General features: G+C 69.9%; 16 protein-coding genes and 1 pseudogene. 14 read left to right on the forward strand and 3 right to left on the reverse strand.

Going from position 1 to position 17,034, the window contains the following annotated elements; genetic code table 11:
• Window positions 1–131: 131 nt before the first annotated feature.
• The 7 genes and pseudogenes from AN218_RS29185 (at window position 132) to AN218_RS29215 (ending at window position 8,480) form a co-directional block, all read left to right on the forward strand.
• On the forward strand, window positions 132–902 hold the full coding sequence (locus AN218_RS29185; RefSeq protein ID WP_070020094.1) for an enhanced serine sensitivity protein SseB: 771 nt from the start codon (window positions 132–134) through the stop codon (window positions 900–902).
• 310 nt (window positions 903–1,212) lie between these two features.
• The gene (locus tag AN218_RS29190; protein ID WP_070020095.1) at window positions 1,213–1,971 is read left to right on the forward strand and encodes an enhanced serine sensitivity protein SseB C-terminal domain-containing protein; all 759 of its coding nucleotides are present in this window, start codon (window positions 1,213–1,215) and stop codon (window positions 1,969–1,971) included.
• A gap of 315 nt (window positions 1,972–2,286) precedes the next feature.
• The gene (locus AN218_RS29195) at window positions 2,287–3,291 is read left to right on the forward strand and encodes an ABC transporter permease (RefSeq protein ID WP_070020096.1); all 1,005 of its coding nucleotides are present in this window, start codon (window positions 2,287–2,289) and stop codon (window positions 3,289–3,291) included.
• An 85-nt stretch (window positions 3,292–3,376) separates the two neighbouring features.
• Window positions 3,377–5,146, forward strand: a complete 1,770-nt coding sequence (locus AN218_RS29200) for an ABC transporter substrate-binding protein (RefSeq protein WP_070020108.1) — start codon at window positions 3,377–3,379, stop codon at window positions 5,144–5,146.
• Window positions 5,147–5,279: 133 nt separating this feature from the next.
• Window positions 5,280–6,278: an ABC transporter permease gene (locus AN218_RS29205; protein WP_070020097.1), complete on the forward strand. Its 999-nt coding sequence runs from the start codon at window positions 5,280–5,282 to the stop codon at window positions 6,276–6,278.
• The gene (locus AN218_RS29210; RefSeq protein WP_070020098.1) at window positions 6,275–7,375 is read left to right on the forward strand and encodes an ABC transporter ATP-binding protein; all 1,101 of its coding nucleotides are present in this window, start codon (window positions 6,275–6,277) and stop codon (window positions 7,373–7,375) included. Before AN218_RS29205 ends, AN218_RS29210 begins: the two co-directional genes overlap by 4 nt.
• A 14-nt stretch (window positions 7,376–7,389) precedes the next feature.
• Window positions 7,390–8,480: pseudogene (locus AN218_RS29215) on the forward strand (ABC transporter ATP-binding protein).
• 163 nt (window positions 8,481–8,643) lie between these two features.
• Here the strand turns inward: AN218_RS29215 and AN218_RS29220 are convergent.
• The gene (locus AN218_RS29220) at window positions 8,644–9,390 is read right to left on the reverse strand and encodes a transglycosylase SLT domain-containing protein (RefSeq protein ID WP_070020099.1); all 747 of its coding nucleotides are present in this window, start codon (window positions 9,388–9,390) and stop codon (window positions 8,644–8,646) included.
• Between the two features lie 481 nt (window positions 9,391–9,871).
• Between AN218_RS29220 and AN218_RS29225 the strand changes: the two genes are divergently transcribed.
• Both AN218_RS29225 and AN218_RS29230 read left to right on the forward strand, forming a co-directional pair.
• On the forward strand, window positions 9,872–10,537 hold the full coding sequence (locus tag AN218_RS29225; RefSeq protein WP_244900812.1) for a trimeric intracellular cation channel family protein: 666 nt from the start codon (window positions 9,872–9,874) through the stop codon (window positions 10,535–10,537).
• A gap of 75 nt (window positions 10,538–10,612) precedes the next feature.
• Window positions 10,613–11,455 (forward strand): thioesterase family protein, encoded by an 843-nt coding sequence (locus AN218_RS29230; RefSeq protein WP_070020101.1) that lies wholly within the window; start codon window positions 10,613–10,615, stop codon window positions 11,453–11,455.
• On the opposite strand, the gene AN218_RS29235 is transcribed toward AN218_RS29230, so the two are convergent.
• Window positions 11,415–12,782 (reverse strand): acyltransferase family protein, encoded by a 1,368-nt coding sequence (locus AN218_RS29235; RefSeq protein ID WP_216311818.1) that lies wholly within the window; start codon window positions 12,780–12,782, stop codon window positions 11,415–11,417. The genes AN218_RS29230 and AN218_RS29235 overlap by 41 nt on opposite strands.
• 454 nt (window positions 12,783–13,236) lie before the next feature.
• Between AN218_RS29235 and AN218_RS29240 the strand changes: the two genes are divergently transcribed.
• The 4 genes from AN218_RS29240 (at window position 13,237) to AN218_RS29250 (ending at window position 15,177) form a co-directional block, all read left to right on the forward strand.
• Window positions 13,237–13,713 carry a Dps family protein gene (locus tag AN218_RS29240; RefSeq protein WP_070020103.1) on the forward strand — a complete coding sequence of 159 codons (477 nt, stop codon included), beginning with the start codon at window positions 13,237–13,239 and terminating at the stop codon, window positions 13,711–13,713.
• A 256-nt stretch (window positions 13,714–13,969) separates the two neighbouring features.
• Window positions 13,970–14,113: a hypothetical protein gene (locus AN218_RS38950; protein WP_338059650.1), complete on the forward strand. Its 144-nt coding sequence runs from the start codon at window positions 13,970–13,972 to the stop codon at window positions 14,111–14,113.
• Window positions 14,110–14,451 carry a helix-turn-helix domain-containing protein gene (locus AN218_RS29245; RefSeq protein ID WP_070020104.1) on the forward strand — a complete coding sequence of 114 codons (342 nt, stop codon included), beginning with the start codon at window positions 14,110–14,112 and terminating at the stop codon, window positions 14,449–14,451. Before AN218_RS38950 ends, AN218_RS29245 begins: the two co-directional genes overlap by 4 nt.
• 165 nt (window positions 14,452–14,616) lie before the next feature.
• Entirely contained in the window at window positions 14,617–15,177 is a 561-nt protein-coding gene (locus AN218_RS29250; RefSeq protein ID WP_070020105.1) for a flavoprotein, read from the forward strand.
• Between the two features lie 25 nt (window positions 15,178–15,202).
• Here the strand turns inward: AN218_RS29250 and AN218_RS29255 are convergent, their stop codons facing one another.
• Window positions 15,203–15,958, reverse strand: a complete 756-nt coding sequence (locus AN218_RS29255) for a prepilin peptidase (protein WP_070020106.1) — start codon at window positions 15,956–15,958, stop codon at window positions 15,203–15,205.
• 107 nt (window positions 15,959–16,065) lie between these two features.
• Here AN218_RS29255 and AN218_RS29260 point away from each other — a divergent pair, with 107 nt between their 5' ends.
• Window positions 16,066–16,803: a Clp protease N-terminal domain-containing protein gene (locus tag AN218_RS29260; protein ID WP_070020107.1), complete on the forward strand. Its 738-nt coding sequence runs from the start codon at window positions 16,066–16,068 to the stop codon at window positions 16,801–16,803.
• Window positions 16,804–17,034: the final 231 nt, after the last annotated feature.

The following is a 17,034-nucleotide window of genomic DNA, read 5'->3' on the forward strand; positions in this document are numbered from 1 at the left end:
TAGCGCGTAGGGGACGGACCCGGCGGCGGCACGGGCGGCACCGGCGGCCGGCCCCGCCGGGGCACGGATGCTCCAACGACCGGGCGCACCGCCCGCGTCCGGCCGTGACCGCCCGCATTAGGGTTGCCGTCATGACCATTCCTCAGCAGTACGGACCGGGCCACGGCGGAGGCTGGCCCGGCAACGAGCTGGAGGAGGCGCTCGCCGCCTCCCTCGACGTGCCCGGCGCGGGCGCCCGGCTGCTGGAGGTGCTCGGCCGCAGCAGCGTCTGGGTCCCGCTGCCCGAGGGCGGCGGCCCGGACAGCCGCGATCTGGATCTGCCGACCGTCGAGCTGAACGGCGGTGTGTACGTGCCGGTCTTCAGCTCGGAGCAGCAGTTCCTGCACGTCGTGGGCGGCCACATGTCCTTCACGGTCGCGCCCGCGAGGGAGTTCGCGCGCGGGCTGCCGCCGCAGGTGGGCATCGCCGTCAACCCCGACGGTGCCGTCGGGATGCCGCTGCCGCCGGAGGCCGTCGCACAGCTCTGCGCCAACACCCCCGGCGAGCAGGCCGCTTGGGGCGTCGCACGCGGCGCGCGGGTGCGGCTGTTCGAGCCGGACTGGCAGGAGGAGCCGGTGGACTTCCTCGCCGCCGCGGCCGGCGAGTTCTCCGCGCTGCCGTGGATGCGTTCGGCCCGCCGGGCCCTGGCGAGCACCGAGGGGGACGCGCCCGCGCTCTTCGTCGGCGTCGAACTCGACCAGCTCGACCCGGAGATCCGCCAGGCCGCGCACGAGGCGCTGGCCCGCGCACTGGGCCGGGTCCCGGTGCAGTGGCTGGTGCAACTGGTGCTGATGGACGCCGCACAGGATCCGGTCGTCGACTGGATGCGCACCTGCGTGCGGCCCTTCTACTCCCGCGACTGACCGGCGGTGCGAGGTCCCGGAACCGCCGCGCCACTGCCGCCACCTGCGCGGTCGGCACCGCCGGCGCCCGCGGACCGGCCGCCGCGCCGCCCGCCGGGAGGAGAACGGGCGGCCCGCTCCGTCCCAGGACGTAGCGCTCCAGTACGACGCCCGCTGTCGGTGCCTGCTCGTAAGCTGGTTTGATGACGGGGACAACGGGGAGGGCCGCGTTCGCGGGTCCGGTACAGATCATCGAGAAAGTCCGCTTTCCGGCCCGACGGGCCGCCGCTGCGGGCGGGCGGGGGAGCGGTTGCGTGGGAAGGGCGGCCAGGTGAGCGCGGGTGCAGGCGTCGAGCAACTGGTGGGGCAGGTCCTGCCGGGCCGGTACGACACCTATGAGGCGCTGCTCGACGCCCTCACCGACGGCGACGTGTGGATGCTCCTGTGGAACGGCCGTCCGGGCACGCCCGACGCCCAGTACGGGAACATGGAGGTCGGCGGCTACGGCTACGCCCCCTGCGTGACCTCCGCCCAGGAGCTGGCGGCCTCCGGCTGGGACCGCTCCTACGAGGTCGTCACCGGGCGCGAGATCGCGAGCGCCCTCTTCCCGGAGCGCTGGGGGATCTGGCTCAACCCGCACGCCTCCGGCGGCGGCGTCGGCGTCCCGTGGCTCGATCTGCGGCGCATCGCGCTCGGCCTGGAGCAGCTTCCCGCGGGACCGCTGCGCATCAGTGAACCGAGCCTGGACATCGCGCAGTTCTATGCGCTGCTCAGTCAGAACGCCCACCGCACGCCCGCGGTGCGTTCCCTGCGCCGTGCCTGGGTGCAGCCCTCGCTGGGCGCCGGCTATCTCGCCATCGGCCTCGATCTGTACGACACGGGCCGGGAGGCGGTGGAGTCCGCGCAGCAGATGATGCGTCAGTCCGCGGCCGTGGTGCCCGAGGGGCTGCCGGTCTCCAGCGTCCCGATGTCGGACGACTACGACCCGGTGGCGATGTGGCTGCGGCGCAATTCGCGTCCTTTCTTCGACCGTGACGTTCCGACGGCCGACGCCGCACCGCGGCACGGTTACGGATATCCGCGCGCCTGACGCCCGTACGTCTGGTCGGTCGGCAACACGGTTTTCCCAGCGCACAGTTCAGCCGCCAAACCGCAGGTGGGCGGTTGTCCACGCGCATTGACCGTTTTCCGATAGCCGACGGTCTTGGTCCGCATAACGGAATCCCCTGTGTCACATCACAGTTAGGCATCCTTTCCCCAGTGGGACTGGCGGGTGATCGCAGGCCCGATGAAGACTCCCGAACGTCGAGGCGTCGGCCTTGTGAACGTGTTACTTGCGAACGGGCCGCTACAGCGGCGGGCGTGGCTGGTCATCCCCCCGGCCGAGAGAGGGTGTTCCCCCACGATGACGGCACCACTGCACGACGCGTCCGCGGAGACCGCGCCCGTCGACCCCGCACTCGCCGGTGCCGGCGACGACGCGAAGTCCATCGAGGGCCGCTCGCTCGGGCGCATCGCGTGGAACCGCCTCAAGCGCGACAAGGTGGCGCTGACCGGAGGCGTCGTCGTCCTGCTGCTGATCCTCATCGCGGTGTGCGCGCCGTACATCGTCGACCTGTTGGGGCATCCGCCGGACCAGCACCACGAGGACGCGATCGACCCGCTGTTCCAGACGCCGAAGGGCTCGCTGGGCGGCCTGAGTTCGGAGCATCTCCTCGGCGTCGAGCCGGGCAACGGCCGCGACATCTTCAGCCGCATCGTCTACGGCGCCCGCGTCTCGCTGCTCGTCGGCTTTCTCTCGGCCGTGGTCGCCGTCGTCGTCGGCACCGTACTGGGCGCTCTCGCGGGCTACTTCGGCGGCTGGCTGGACGCGTGCATCAGCCGCGTGATGGACATGCTGCTGGCCTTCCCGCAGTTGCTGTTCATCATCTCCCTCATCTCCGTGGTGCCGAACGAGATGTTCGGACTGACGGGGACGGGCGTACGGCTGACGGTGATGATCCTCGTCATCGGCTTCTTCGGCTGGCCCTACATCGGCCGCATCGTGCGCGGCCAGACGCTCTCGCTGCGCGAGAGGGAGTACGTGGAGGCGGCGCGGAGCCTGGGCGCCGGGCGGCGCTACATCCTCTTCAAGGAGCTGCTGCCGAACCTGATCGCGCCGATCACCGTCTACACCACGCTCATGATTCCCACCAACATCCTCACCGAGGCGGCCCTCAGCTTCCTCGGCGTGGGAGTCAAACCGCCGACGGCCTCGTGGGGGCAGATGCTCTCCCAGGCCGTGCGCTACTACGAGACGGATCCGATGTTCATGGTGGTGCCGGGTGTGGCCATCTTCATCACCGTCCTCGCCTTCAACCTCTTCGGCGACGGCGTGCGTGACGCGCTCGACCCCAAGGGTTCCCGATGAACCCCCACCGCCAGGCCGCGCCTGGCACTGGACCCCGGCCCGGCGCAGGCGTGCGGGCCGAGACTCACACCGGAGGATGCAGATCGTGACAACCCAACGCTCATCGAGGCGCAGAATCGCCGCGTCGGCCGTCGCGGTCGCGGCACTCCTGTCCACCGCCGCCTGCGGTGGCGGCGGCAGTGACGACGAGGGCGACGGCAAGGCCCCCGGCTTCAACGCCGCCCGCGCCAAGACGGCCAACGCCTCGGACAAGAAGGGCGGGACGCTGAAGTTCATCGGTACCCAGGACGCCGACTCCTGGGACACCACGCGTGGCTACTACGGCTTCGCCTGGGACTTCATGCGTTACTACAGCCGCACCCTGATGACCAGCAAGCCGGTCGCCGGCAAGGGCAGCGCCGAACTCGTCCCGGACCTGGCCAAGTCGAAGGCGAAGATCTCCGGCGACGGCAAGACCTACACGTACGAGCTGCGTGACGGCATCACCTGGGAGGACGGCAAGCCCGTCACCTCCAAGGACATCAAGTACGGCATCGAGCGGCAGTGGGCGCAGGACGTCCTGTCCGGCGGTCCCATCTATCTGAAGGACACGCTCGACCCGGACGGCAAGTACAAGGGCCCGTACAAGGACAAGGCCAAGGACAAGCTCGGCCTGGACGCGATCGAGACGCCCACCGACAAGAAGATCGTCTTCCATCTGCCCAAGCGCAACGGCGACTTCGAGCAGATGATCGCGATGCCGTCGGCCTCGCCGGTGCGCCAGGACAAGGACACCAAGTCCAAGTACGGCCTCAAGCCCTTCTCCAACGGCCCGTACAAGTTCCAGTCGTACACGCCGAACAAGAAGCTGACGCTGGTCCGCAACCCGGAGTGGAAGAAGTCCTCGGACAACATCCGCAAGGCCCTCCCGGACAAGATCACGCTGACGCTGCTGACCAACTCCGACGAGATGGACAAGCGCCTCATCAACGGCGACTACGACCTGGACATCAACGCCACCGGCATGGAGGCGCAGGGCCGTGAGAAGGCCCTGAAGGAGTACAAGGGCAACGTCGACAACCCGAGCACGGGCTACATCCGTTACGCGGTCTTCCCGCAGACGGTGAAGCCCTTCGACAACATCCACTGCCGCAAGGCGATGATCTACGGCTCGGACCACAAGTCGATCCAGAACGCCCGCGGCGGCCCGCTCGCCGGCGGCGACATCGGCACCAACATGCTGCCGGCGCTGGTCCCGGGCTCGGACCTGAAGTTCGACCCGTTCGGCATCGCCAAGAACGAGGGCGCGGCCGACGTGAAGAAGGCCAAGGCCGAGCTGAAGAAGTGCGGGAAGCCGAACGGCTTCAAGACCACGATCGCGGTCCGCAACAACAAGCAGGTCGAGATCGCCTCCGCCGAGGCCATGCAGGCGTCGCTGAAGAAGATCGGCATCACGGCCGAGGTCGACGAGTACGACGGCGCCCAGACCACGGGCATCATCGGCAACCCGGACTACGTCAAGAAGAAGAACTACGGGATCATCATCATGGGTTGGGGCCCGGACTTCCCGTCCGGCCAGGGTTACGGCATGCCGCTGTGGCACAGCAAGTACATCCTGGACAACGGCAACAACAACTACGCCATGATCGACGACCCGAAGATCGACAAGGCGTTCGCCGACGCGATCGCGGAGCTCGACAAGAACAAGGCGGCCCAGAAGTACGCGGCCATCAACGCCAAGGTCATGGAGGGCGCTTACTACCTGCCCTTCACGTTCGAGAAGAACATCATCTGGCGTTCCAGCCGGCTGACGAACGTCGGCACGACCGACGCGTACAGCGGTCGCTACGACTACGCCGTACTGGGCGTCAAGTGACCGTCCGACTCCGCCGGCGCACCCGCCGCTAGGACGCTAGGACCGAAGGGCAGGTGAGGGCCGCCAGCGGTGGCCCGGTGAACTCCCCGCACGCACCAGGGAGTTCGCCGGGCCGCCGACCGGCCCGTTAGCAGTGCTCACTTATCTCATCAGGCGGCTGCTGGCCGTCGTCGTGATGCTCGTCGTCGTCATGCTGGCGGTCTTCGGCATCTTCTTCCTGATCCCGAAGTGGACCGGCGTCGACGTGGCGACGATGTTCGCCGGCAAGCAGTCGGACGCCGCCGCGCTGGACGGCATCCGCCAGAAGCTGGGACTGGACGACCCGATCATCGTCCAGGTCTTCGACTTCTTCAAAGGCATCCTCGTCGGCCGCGACTACGTCAGTGCCGGGGACACCCTGCACTGCTCCGCGCCCTGCTTCGGCTACTCCTTCAAGACCGAGCAGGCCGTCTGGCCGATCCTCGCCGACCGGCTGCCCGTCACCCTGGGCCTGGCGGTGGGCGCCGCCGTGATCTGGCTCCTCATCGGGCTCGCCGCGGGCGTCGTCTCCGCGCTGCGCCGCGGCTCCATCTGGGACCGCGCCGCCATGGGCATCGCCCTCAGCGGCGTCTCGCTGCCGATCTACTTCACCGGCCTGCTGTCGCTGGCGATCTTCTCCTACGGGCTGGGACTCGTCAGCAACGAGTACACGCCCATCGAGGAGAGCTTCCCCGAGTGGTTCAGCGGCATGATCCTCCCCTGGCTGACGCTGGCCTTCCTCTTCGGTGCCATGTACGCCCGGCTGACCCGCGCCACCATGCTCGAGGTGATGGGCGAGGACTACATCCGCACCGCGCGTGCCAAGGGCGTACGCGAGCCGGTCGTCATCCGCAAGCACGCCATGCGCTCCACGCTGACCCCGATCATCACCCTCCTCGGCGTCGACCTCGGCGCCCTGATGGGCGGCGCGATCCTCACCGAGACCACCTTCAGCCTCCCCGGACTGGGGCAGGCGGTGCTGAAGGCGATCGGTGAGAAGGATCTGCCGCTGATCCTCGGCGTCACGCTGATCACCGCCTCCGCCGTCGTCGTGGCGAACCTCATCGTGGACCTGCTGTACGGCGTGATCGACCCCCGAGTGAGGCTGGCATGAGCGAATCGCACACCACGGGCGCCTCGGCGGTCGGCGAGGCCGTCACCGACGCCGTACCGGCCCGGTCCTTCCTCGAAGTACGCGATCTGCACGTGCACTTCCCCACCGAGGACGGTCTGGTGAAGTCCGTCGACGGGCTCTCCTTCCGGCTGGAGAAGGGCAAGACCCTCGGCATCGTGGGCGAGTCCGGATCGGGCAAGTCCGTCACGTCGCTCGGCGTCATGGGCCTGCACACCGTCGGCCAGTACGGACGGCAGAAGGCCCGCCTCTCCGGCGAGATCTGGCTGGACGGGCAGGAGCTGCTCTCCGCCGACCCGGACACCGTACGCAGGCTGCGCGGCCGCGAGATGGCCATGATCTTCCAGGACCCGCTCTCCGCACTGCACCCGTACTTCACCATCGGCCACCAGATCGTCGAGGCGTACCGCGTCCACCACGACGTGGACAAGAAGGCCGCCAAGAAGCGCGCCGTCGAACTCCTCGACCGCGTCGGCATCCCCCAGCCCGACCAGCGCGTCAACAGCTACCCGCACGAGTTCTCCGGCGGGATGCGGCAGCGCGCGATGATCGCCATGTCGCTGGTGAACAACCCCGAGCTGCTGATCGCGGACGAACCGACGACGGCCCTCGACGTCACCGTGCAGGCGCAGATCCTCGACCTGATCCGCGATCTGCAGAAGGAGTTCGGCTCCGCGGTCATCATCATCACCCACGACCTGGGCGTCGTCGCCGAACTGGCCGACGACATCCTCGTGATGTACGGCGGGCGCTGCGTCGAGTACGGCACGGCCGAGCAGGTCTTCTACGAGCCCCAGCACCCCTACACCTGGGGCCTGTTGGGATCGATGCCGCGCATCGACCGCGCCCAGAGCGAGCGGCTCATCCCCGTCAAGGGCTCGCCGCCCAGCCTCATCAACATCCCGCAGGGCTGCGCCTTCAACCCGCGCTGCCCGTACGCGGACGTGCCCGAGGGCGGCGTGACGCGCACCGAGCGCCCCGAACTGCGGGACGTGGGGGAGGGCCATCTGTCCGCCTGCCATATGAACCAGGCCGACCGGCACCGCATCTGGACCGAAGAGATTGCGCCGAAGCTGTGAGTGAGGACGAGCAGATGACGATCCCGGCTCAGCGCACGACGGACGCCGTGGTGACCAAGGCCGATCCGGAGCCCGGCGAACCGCTGCTGCGCGTCGCCGGTCTGAAGAAGCACTTCCCGATCACCAAGGGGCTCCTCAAGCGGCAGGTCGGGGCGGTCAAGGCGGTCGACGGCATCGACTTCGACGTACGGGCGGGGGAGACCCTCGGCGTCGTCGGCGAGTCCGGCTGCGGCAAGTCCACGATGGGCCGCCTCATCACACGGCTGCTCGAACCGACCGCGGGCACCGTGGAGTTCGAGGGCCGGGACATCACGCACCTCGGGGTGGGCGCCATGCGTCCGCTGCGCCGCGACGTCCAGATGATCTTCCAGGACCCGTACTCGTCGCTGAACCCTCGGNTCGGCACACCGTCGGCGCGATCGTCAGCGCCCCCTTCAAGCTCCAGGGCGTCACGCCCGAGGGCGGTGTGAAGAAGGAGGTGCAGCGGCTGCTGGACCTCGTCGGTCTCAACCCCGAGCACTACAACCGCTATCCGCACGAGTTCTCCGGCGGGCAGCGGCAGCGCATCGGCATCGCGCGCGCCCTCGCGCTCAACCCGAAGCTCGTCGTCGCGGACGAGCCGGTCTCGGCGCTGGACGTCTCCATCCAGGCGCAGGTGATCAACCTGCTCGACGACCTCCAGGACGAACTGGGCCTGACGTACGTGATCATCGCGCACGACCTGTCGGTGATCCGCCATGTCTCGGACCGGATCGCGGTCATGTACCTCGGCAAGATCGTGGAGTTGACCGACCGGAAGTCGCTGTACGAGTCGCCCATGCACCCCTACACGCGCGCGCTGCTCTCCGCCGTGCCGGTGCCCGACCCGCGGCGCAGGGCGCAGGGCGGACGCGAGCGCATCCTGCTCCAGGGGGACGTGCCCTCGCCGATCAAGCCGCCGAGCGGCTGCCGCTTCCACACCCGGTGCTGGAAGGCGACGAAGATCTGCACGACGGCCGAACCGCCGCTGGTCTCGCTCTCGCCGGGCCACGAGGCGGCCTGCCACCACCCGGAGAACGCGCCGGACCAGCACCCCGAGGACAGCGAGCCGGCGACGGCTGGCTGACCCGGGACCGCACGGAGCTCTCGCCATAACGCCGAACGCCGAACAGGGCGGTTGCGCCATCGCAACCGCCCTGTCGGCTTTCCCCGTTCCCCCGTTTCTTCTGCTGTCTCTTCTGCTGTGTGTGCGGTTGTGCGTTCTGTTGTGCGGCTCGTCACGGCACTGATCAGTACGCGGAGTTCACGTTGTCCATGGAGCCGTACTTGTCGGCCGCGTAGTTGCAGGCGGCGACGATGTTCGCCACGGGGTCCGTGATCTTATGGGGCGTTCCCTTGACGTGGTACTGGTCGAAGGTCGGCTGGATGGTCTGCAGCAGACCCTTCGAGGGCGTGCCCTTCTGGGCGTTGACGTCCCAGTCGTTCATGGCCTGCGGGTCACCGCCGGACTCCCGCATGATGTTCTTCTTGATGCCGTGGTGCGAGCCGGGGATGCCCTCCTTCTTCATGATGGAGCGGGCCTCCTTGATCCAGCCGTCGACCTTCTGGGACGTGGTGAGGGGACGCTCCGCGGAACGTCCGGCCTTGTCACCGGAGCGCGCCTCGGCGGCCTCCTGCGACTGCTCGGACTTCGCCGTCTTGTCGCCCTTGTCCTCACCCGTCTTGTCGCCCGGCTTCTCGCCCGGCGCCTGCTTCGTCGGCTCGCCCGCCACGAGGGGCTTGGCGGCCAGGTGGCTGCGCGTGTTGTCGGTGGCGTGGTCGCCCGTCGCGGCCTTGGCGGCCTTCGTCGACGGATGGTCGGCCACGTTCACCGAGTGACCGGCAACCGGCTTGGCCGGACCGCGGTCCGCGGGGGCGTCCGCGTGTGCGCCGGGCGCGACGCCGGCGGTCAGTGCCGCGACGCCTGCGGCGGCGGCGAGGCCGACGGCGGTGGACTTCTGGGTCTTGGTCAGTCGGTTGATCGCGGAAATGCGCATGGAAAAGCGAGAACCTTTCGTGTGCCTTCGTCGCGTGGGTGCCGGATTCGGCTGGGCGCCGAGTTCGGTTCCCGGCGCAAGCGACGCTGACATTGGTAAAGGCTCCGGACGAGGCGTCCAAATATGTGACGTACTAAGCGAATACGGACAAGAGCCTCGTTCTGCGGACGGGTGCCGGGGCCGGAAGCGCCGACATGCCGCCGCGCGCCTCTCGGTTCTCACCGGGGCCGACTAAACGGGTTCGTATGTGACGTGCGTCTTATGCGCCGCCTCACAGCGGGCGGGTCCGGCGTCGACGCTCCGTAGGGGCGTCTGCACATACCGGAAAACCTCTGCCATGCTTTGTCCGGATTCGCCGTATCCCGTCGTCGTCGCAGGTCGCGGACGGTATGTAACGGGGCGTTCCGCGCCGCGTACGGGCGCCGGGACAGCCCGCACCCGGCGCTCCCCGGGCCGCTGGAGCGGGGGAAGAATGGGCCGGGTGACTCACCTGCTCGACCCCGCCGTGCAGCACTGGCTCGACATCGTCGGGATCTTCGTCTTCGCGATATCCGGCGCGCTCCTCGCCGTACGCAAGAACTTCGACGTGTTCGGCATGGCCGTGCTCGCCGAAGTCACCGGACTCGGCGGCGGCCTCTTCCGCGACGTGGTGATCGGCGCCGTACCGCCCGCCGCCTTCACCGACGCCGGGTATTTCCACGCCCCGCTGATCGCCACGGTCCTCGTGTTCTTTCTGCATCCGCATGTGGAGCGGATCAACAAGGCGATCAACGTCTTCGACGCGGCCGGCCTCGGCCTCTTCTGTGTCGCGGGCACCGTCAAGGCCCATGAATACGGACTGGGCCTCTTCGCCTCCGCCGTGCTCGGCCTGGCCACGGCGGCGGGCGGCGGCGTCCTGCGCGACGTCCTCGCCAACGAGGTTCCCTCGCTACTGCGTTGGGATCGCGACCTGTACGCCGTGCCCGCCATCGCCGGGGCGACCGTGACGGCCCTGCTGCTGGGTGCCGGTGCGCTCAACGCCGTCACGATGCTGTCGGCCGCCACGCTGGCCTTCGTCGTACGGCTGCTGGCGCTGCGCTTCGGATGGCGCGCGCCGCGTGCCTGGCACCGCCGTTCCACGGTGGAGGATCCGGAGCCGGGCGCCTGAGCGGTGCGGCGGCCGGGGCGCGGGGATCGATCACCCTGAATACCCACCGGTAACTACCTTGTGTACGGTGCTTACATGCCCGACACCCTCTCCGAAGCCACCCGCAGCGAGTTCGACCGCGACACCTCCGTACGGCTGCGCGAGCCCGGTGTGCACGACGCGGACCTCTCCCCGGGCTGGGCCATCGGCCACGCCCTCAACGGCGGCTATCTGCTCGCGGTCCTCGGCCGCGCCCTCGGCAAGACACTGCCGCACCCCGACCCCTTCACCGTCACCGCGCACTACCTCTCGGCCACCGCCGCGGGACCGGCCGTCGTCCGCAGCGAGACGGCACGCGCCGGACGCACCCTCTCCACCGGCACCGCGAGCCTCTTCCAGACCGGGGCCGATGGCGAAGAGGCCGAGCGCATCCGCGTCCTCGCCACCTACGGCGACCTCGGCGCCCTCGGCGACGACGTCCGCACCAGCGCCAAGCCGCCGATCATGCCGCCCCGCGAACAGTGCTTCAGCGCCCAGGACTACCCCGCGGGCCCCGACGCGACCCCCGAGATCAGCAAGCGCCTCGACCTGCGGCTCGACCCCGCCACCTGCGGCTGGGCGGTCGGAGCGCCGAGCGGCCGGGGCGAGATGCGCGGCTGGCTGGGGCTCGCCGACGGGCGGGACGCCGACCCGCTCTCCCTGCTGATGGCGGTGGACGCGCTGCCGCCGACCGCGTTCGAACTGGGCCTGAGCGGCTGGGTCCCGACCGTCGAACTCACCGTCCACGTACGGGCGCGCCCCGCCCCCGGCCCGCTGCGGGTGTGCGTCACCACCGCCAATCTGGCCGGGGGCTTCCTGGAAGAGGACGTGCAGATCTGGGACAGCGCGGACCGGCTCGTCACCCAGTCCCGGCAGCTCGCTCGGGCGAAGCTGGACTGAGGGCCGCGGGGTCGCCGGGGACGGCGCCGTCGGAGGTGGGTTCGCCCTCGGGCTGCCCGGTGAGCTGCGGGAGGGCGGGCTCGGTCCTGTTCTGCGCCGGTGCGGGCGGCAGTTGCAGCGGACCGGCGGGGCTTGCGCCGGGGGCGAGCCGGGGCGCGCTCGCCGTCGGTGCCTCGTCCTCCGCCGGGGCGTTGGCCCGCCGGGTGAAGAACCAGCCCATCCCCGGCTCCAGCACCAGGCGGAAGATCCGCCGTACCGGCGCCGTGCACAGCAGCGTCATCATCCCGGCGGCCAGCACCGTGATGGCGAAACGGTCCAGCGGATGCCTCGCGCCCGCCATCTCGAACCAGCCCGCCTGCTTCGCGTACTGCACCGGGAAGACGTGCAGGACGTACGCGCAGAGCGTCCCCGCGCCCAGCGACGTGCACCACATCTGCCGCCGCGGCACCCACGCCAGGAAGCACACCGTCATCACCAGCGCGCAGCCGAACGCCGTCAGCGTCATCACCGCGCCCAGCCACGCCGGGAGTCCGAGGCTCTGCGCGTCCTTGTCGTGCAGGAAGGGCGCCCCCGAGATGTAGGGGACGGACGCGTACGAGACGACAAGGGCGCCGGCGGTGACGGGCACCGCGAGGATCCGTACGGCACGGTGCCGCACCAACGCGAAGTGCTCGGGCCGCAGTTGCAGTCCGAGCACGAAGAACGGCAGGAACTGCGCGACGCGCATCAGCCCGAGGTCGTCGCTCATCGTCGGCGTCACGCTCGCGGCGACGGCCACGGCCACGGAGACGGGAAGCGGCCACCGCAGCAGTTTCCACAGCGGTGTCGTCACCCGCCACAGACACAGCGCGACCAGGAACCAGAGGGCGAACTCCGGTTCCTGGTAGCTGAATTCGCGGTCCGGGTCGTCGGCAGCCCATCTCATGAAGAGGGTGAGGAGCGTCTGGAAGACGAGGTAGGGCACGACGAGGTTCGTCAGCAGCCGCTTGATCTGCTGCGGCCGGCACTCGAAACCGCGGGAGAGATAGCCGGAGACGAGGATGAACGCCGGCATGTGGAACGTGTAGAGCAGGTAGTACAGCGCGCTGGTCGAGCGGCTGCCCTCCGCCAGGGGCGCCCATACGTGCCCGACGGCGACGAGCACGATCGTCAGATACTTCGCATTGTCGAGGAACGGATCACGCGCCGCACGCCTGCGCTGATCCTCCGTACCCGCCTGCTCACCGCATGCGCCGGCGGCTCCTTCCGGGTCCTGTAAACCGGGGACGGAACCGGCCTGGTCGCGCTGTGGGGGGAGCGGCGCCCGTTCGATACCGGACTGAAGCATCTGCAGCACGCTAGGAGCGGACGGCGATGTTCGAATTTTTTCTGTACGATACAGCGATTTCGCGGAGGGCGAGGGGGAGTTGCGGTTACCTTGTGCCCCTCGGCGGGGCGGCGGCACCGTCGGTGACCTGGCCTCTTCCGCCCGTCCCGACGCCGTTCACCCCGCCTCCCGTACCCCTTCTCCGTGCTCTCCGGCGCCCCTTGGGCCGCCTGCTCCGCCAACTCCCCGGAGGCGGTGAGGAGTCGGCGCGGTGAGATGAACCCGTGCCGGTCCGACGTCGCCGCCGCACCGTCCCGTTGAGCCCCGTGCCGGGCCGGTCTGTGCGCCGGGGGCGGTCGCCGGTGCACGGTGTGTGACATTCGCCGCTTTCCGCTCCTTGCAGGATGAATCCCGGGCGCACTTCCGGTTACCCGAAGCGGGAAGACAGGGCCGGCCGAGAGAAAGCGAGAAGGTTGTGACCTACTCAGTGAAGAGCACACTTCCGGACGACGACCTGAAGACCGTCGGTGAGGCCTTGCAGGGTGCGCTCGTGGACCTGGTCGATCTCTCCCTCGTGGCCAAGCAGATCCACTGGAACGTGATCGGCCCCCGGTTCCGGTCCATCCACCTCCAGCTCGACGACGTGGTCTCCACGGCGCGTTCGTACTCCGACACCGTCGCCGAACGCGCCTCCGCGCTCGGCCTCCCGCCGGACGGCCGCTCCACGACCGTCTCGGCGACGACCGGAATCGAGAAGGTCGCCGAGGGCTGGCAGAAGGACACCGACGCCGTACGGACGATGGTCCACGCCCTGGAGTCGGTCATCGGCCGCTCCCGCGAGCGCATGGCTTCGGTGAGCGAACCGGACCCGGTGACGGAGGACATCTTCATCCAGCTCACCGGCGAACTGGAGAAGCACCACTGGATGTTCCAGGCGGAGAACGGCAGTTGAGTCCGGTGAGCGGCGACTGAGGAAAACGTGACGGTCGGCTCCGGCACGCCATGAGGCGGCCGGAGCCGACGGCTGCGGGGCGGGTGGGGGCTCGCCTGCTCGCCGAACGGGCGGCCGTTCTGGGTGAGCCGTATGCACGCCACCTCGGTGACGGAGTCCGCGAACTGCGGCCGACGGCCGCGAACTGCGGGCGACGCTGGACGGGGCCGCGATACGTATCACGTACTGGCTGCGCCAGGATCGCACAGCCGTATTGTTGACGGTCTTCCGCAAGACGAAGATGCGTGAAGACGCGGAGGTCCAGCGGGCGAAGCTTGCCCAGAAGACATGTGCGGCTGAACACGGCGCGGCGCACGACGAGTTCGCGCGGACCGTCGAGGAAGGAGAGGTTTCGCCGTGAGTCACACTCGCTGGAAGACGCTCCGGGAGCGCAAGCTCGCCGAGGGTTTCACCGAGCCGGACGATGTCGCCGAGGCTCGTCATGAGATCAGGCTGTCCATGGCCCTGGCGGAAGCCGTCTACGCCAGGCGGACGGAACTGGGGCTGACTCAGACCGAACTGGCCGACCGTGCCGGTCTGACGCAGGCGAAGGTCTCTCGGATCGAGGGCTCCGACACCGTGCCCACCCTGCCGCTCCTCACCAAGATCGCCCGTGCACTGGACGCTTCGTTGAACATCGCCCTCGACGATGAGGACACCCGTGTCAGCTTCACCCCGCACGGCAGCAATGCCGCTTGAGTCACCTCGTCGGTGTGAGACTGCGCGCTGCTGACGGCCGTTGACGGGACCGACGGGCGTCGGCTCGCCCCGTCGGGCAGTCGTACACGCGAGCGGTCGTCCGTCCCCAACACGCCGTCCGTGTCCGCCCGTTCACGGGCGGCCCCGTGTGGTGGGATGCGCCGCATGGCTTCTCGTGTGCTGCATCTGCTGTGTTCCGCCGCGCCGCCCGTGGCGGACGTGGGCGAGGTCGTCCGGCGTGCGCAGGATGGGGGATGGACGGTGTGCGTCGGGCTGACGCCGACCGCGGCCGACTGGGTCGGAGAGCAACTGCCCGCGCTGGAGGGGCAGTCGGGGTATCCCGTGCGCAGCGCTCCGCGGAGGTTCGGCGGCGAGGAGGTATGGCCGGCGCCGGACGTCACCGTACTCGCGCCCGCGACGCTCAACTCGGTGAACACCGTCGCGCTGGGGCTGACGCCGAACTTCGTGACGGGCCGCGTGGTGGAGGCCCTCGGCAACCGCTGGCCGCTCGTGGTGATGCCGTGCGTCAACTTCTCGTACGCCACGCACCCGCAGTTCGGCCGCAGCATCGAGACGCTGCGCGGGGCCGGGGTGCATGTGCTGTACGGGGAGGGCGGTTTCCGGCCGCATCCGCCCGGTGACGGCGACCGTACGGCCTACCCGTGGGCGCTGGCGCTGGGCGCGGCGCGCTCCTTGGCGAACGGGCCACGCCACACCGCGAGTTGAGCCGCGGTCCCGTCATGCCGTTCCGTCACGCCGCGAGGCCGCCGAGCAGCAGGCCCGCGAGGGAGCCCAGCAGCAGGAACGGGCCGAACGGTACGGACGACTTCCACCCCGCGCGATGCGTCATCAGCAGCGTGACGCCCCAGGCGGCGGAGAGCAGGAAGGCCAGGAAGGCGCCCGTCAGCAGGACGTCCCAGCCGTACCAGCCCAGGGCCAGGCCGAGCGGTGCCGCGAGCTTCACGTCGCCGAAGCCCATGCCACGGGGGTTGATCAGGAAGAGCACGAAGTGGGCGCCGGCCAGGGCGAGTCCGCCGAGGAGCGCCCGCGTCCAGTCGCCGCCCGCGTCCGGTGCCAGGGCGGCCAGTCCGAGCAGCGCCGCCGTCGCCGCGGCCAGGGGCAACGTCAGTATGTCCGGGAGCCGTTGGCTGCGCGCGTCCACGGCCGCCAGAAGCAGTCCGAAGGGTGCGGCCAGCAGCCACACCGCCAACTCGGGGCGTGCGCCCACGCAGACGGCGAGCGCCGCGCAGACCGCCGCGCCGAGCGCGGTGAAGAGCCACCGGTGCCCAAGTCCCGGCGTACCGGGGCCGGTTGGGCACTGGGAGCAGCGGGCGTCGCCCAGCCATCCGCGGGCGGGGCCGGTCAGCCGGTGCCCCTCGGGGCACTCCGCGCGCCAGGGCGTACCGGGCGGCACGGCCAGCCGGTAGGCGGCGCGCGGCAGCAGCGAGCCCGCGAGCGCCCCGTAACCCGCGGCGCACACGGTGAGCACGGGCGTGAGTAGGAGCATCGGTTTCCCCCTGGACGTAAGGCCACGGCCGGTGCGGCCGCGGTCCGTGTCACACCACTGTCAACCACGGGTTGACGACGGCCTGAGTGTCAACTTAAGGTTGCCATATGACGGATCCCCATCCCACGGCCGGAACGGTCCGGCTCGACGAACTCATCAAGGCCATCAAGGCAGTTCACTCCGACGCCCTCGACCAGCTCTCGGACGCCGTGCTCGCCGCCGACCACCTCGGCGAGATCGCGGACCATCTGATCGGGCACTTCGTGGACCAGGCCCGCCGCTCCGGCGCCTCCTGGACGGACATCGGCAAGAGCATGGGCGTGACGCGGCAGGCCGCGCAGAAGCGCTTCGTCCCCAAGCCGCCCGCGGCCGGGGAGGGTTCGGACCTCGACTCCTCCCAGGGCTTCAACCGCTTCACCCCGCGGGCGCGCAGCGTCGTCGTGGCCTCGCAGGCCGAGGCGCGCCGGGCGGGCAACCACGAGATCACCCCCGGGCACCTCGTGCTCGGCCTGCTCGCCGAGCCGGAGGGCATCGGCGCCAAGGTGCTGACGGCGCTCGGCGTCGAGCCCGAGGCGGTACGCGAGGCGGTGGAGGCGACGCTGCCGTCCGCGGCCGACGGGGTGCCGGAGATGATCCCGTTCGACACCCAGGCGAAGAAGGCGCTCGAACTCACCTTCCGCGAAGCCCTGCGGCTGGGGCACAACTTCGTCGGCACGGAGCACATCCTGCTCGCGCTGCTGGAGCACGAGGACGGCGAGGGCACGCTCACCGGGCTCGGCGTCGACAAGGCGGCGGCCGAGGCGGAGGTGGACAGGGCGCTCGCCGACAAGCTCGCGGGCAACTGACCGCCGCGTCGCAGGCTGCCGTCCCGCCGTCGCCGCCTCTGACATCACCTCTGACATCACCTTTGACGCCGCCTCTGGCACCGGCCGCTGTCAGGCCGCGCCGGAGGCGGGTCAGTAGACGGGCGGAGGCCCGAACGTGCCGCCGGGCGCGCCGTCTTGGGGCGGCGGAGCGGTGGGCGGAGAGGCCGGAGGCGGCGGCGCACCGGGCACCCCGCCGGGGCCGTACGGTGC

It is taken from the genome of Streptomyces nanshensis (assembly GCF_001751255.1).
GTDB classification, from domain to species: Bacteria; Actinomycetota; Actinomycetes; order Streptomycetales; family Streptomycetaceae; genus Streptomyces; species Streptomyces nanshensis_A.

Excerpts from the sequence above, each read along its gene's own strand:
- AN218_RS29185 (WP_070020094.1), top strand. The coding sequence starts at position 132 with ATGACCATTCCTCAGCAGTACGGACCGGGCCACGGCGGAGGCTGGCCC.
- AN218_RS29195 (WP_070020096.1), top strand. The coding sequence starts at position 2,287 with ATGACGGCACCACTGCACGACGCGTCCGCGGAGACCGCGCCCGTCGAC.
- AN218_RS29210 (WP_070020098.1), top strand. The coding sequence starts at position 6,275 with ATGAGCGAATCGCACACCACGGGCGCCTCGGCGGTCGGCGAGGCCGTC.
- AN218_RS29220 (WP_070020099.1), bottom strand. The coding sequence starts at position 9,390 with ATGCGCATTTCCGCGATCAACCGACTGACCAAGACCCAGAAGTCCACC.
- AN218_RS29230 (WP_070020101.1), top strand. The coding sequence starts at position 10,613 with ATGCCCGACACCCTCTCCGAAGCCACCCGCAGCGAGTTCGACCGCGAC.
- AN218_RS29235 (WP_216311818.1), bottom strand. The coding sequence starts at position 12,782 with ATGCTTCAGTCCGGTATCGAACGGGCGCCGCTCCCCCCACAGCGCGAC.
- AN218_RS29250 (WP_070020105.1), top strand. The coding sequence starts at position 14,617 with ATGGCTTCTCGTGTGCTGCATCTGCTGTGTTCCGCCGCGCCGCCCGTG.
- AN218_RS29255 (WP_070020106.1), bottom strand. The coding sequence starts at position 15,958 with ATGCTCCTACTCACGCCCGTGCTCACCGTGTGCGCCGCGGGTTACGGG.
- AN218_RS29260 (WP_070020107.1), top strand. The coding sequence starts at position 16,066 with ATGACGGATCCCCATCCCACGGCCGGAACGGTCCGGCTCGACGAACTC.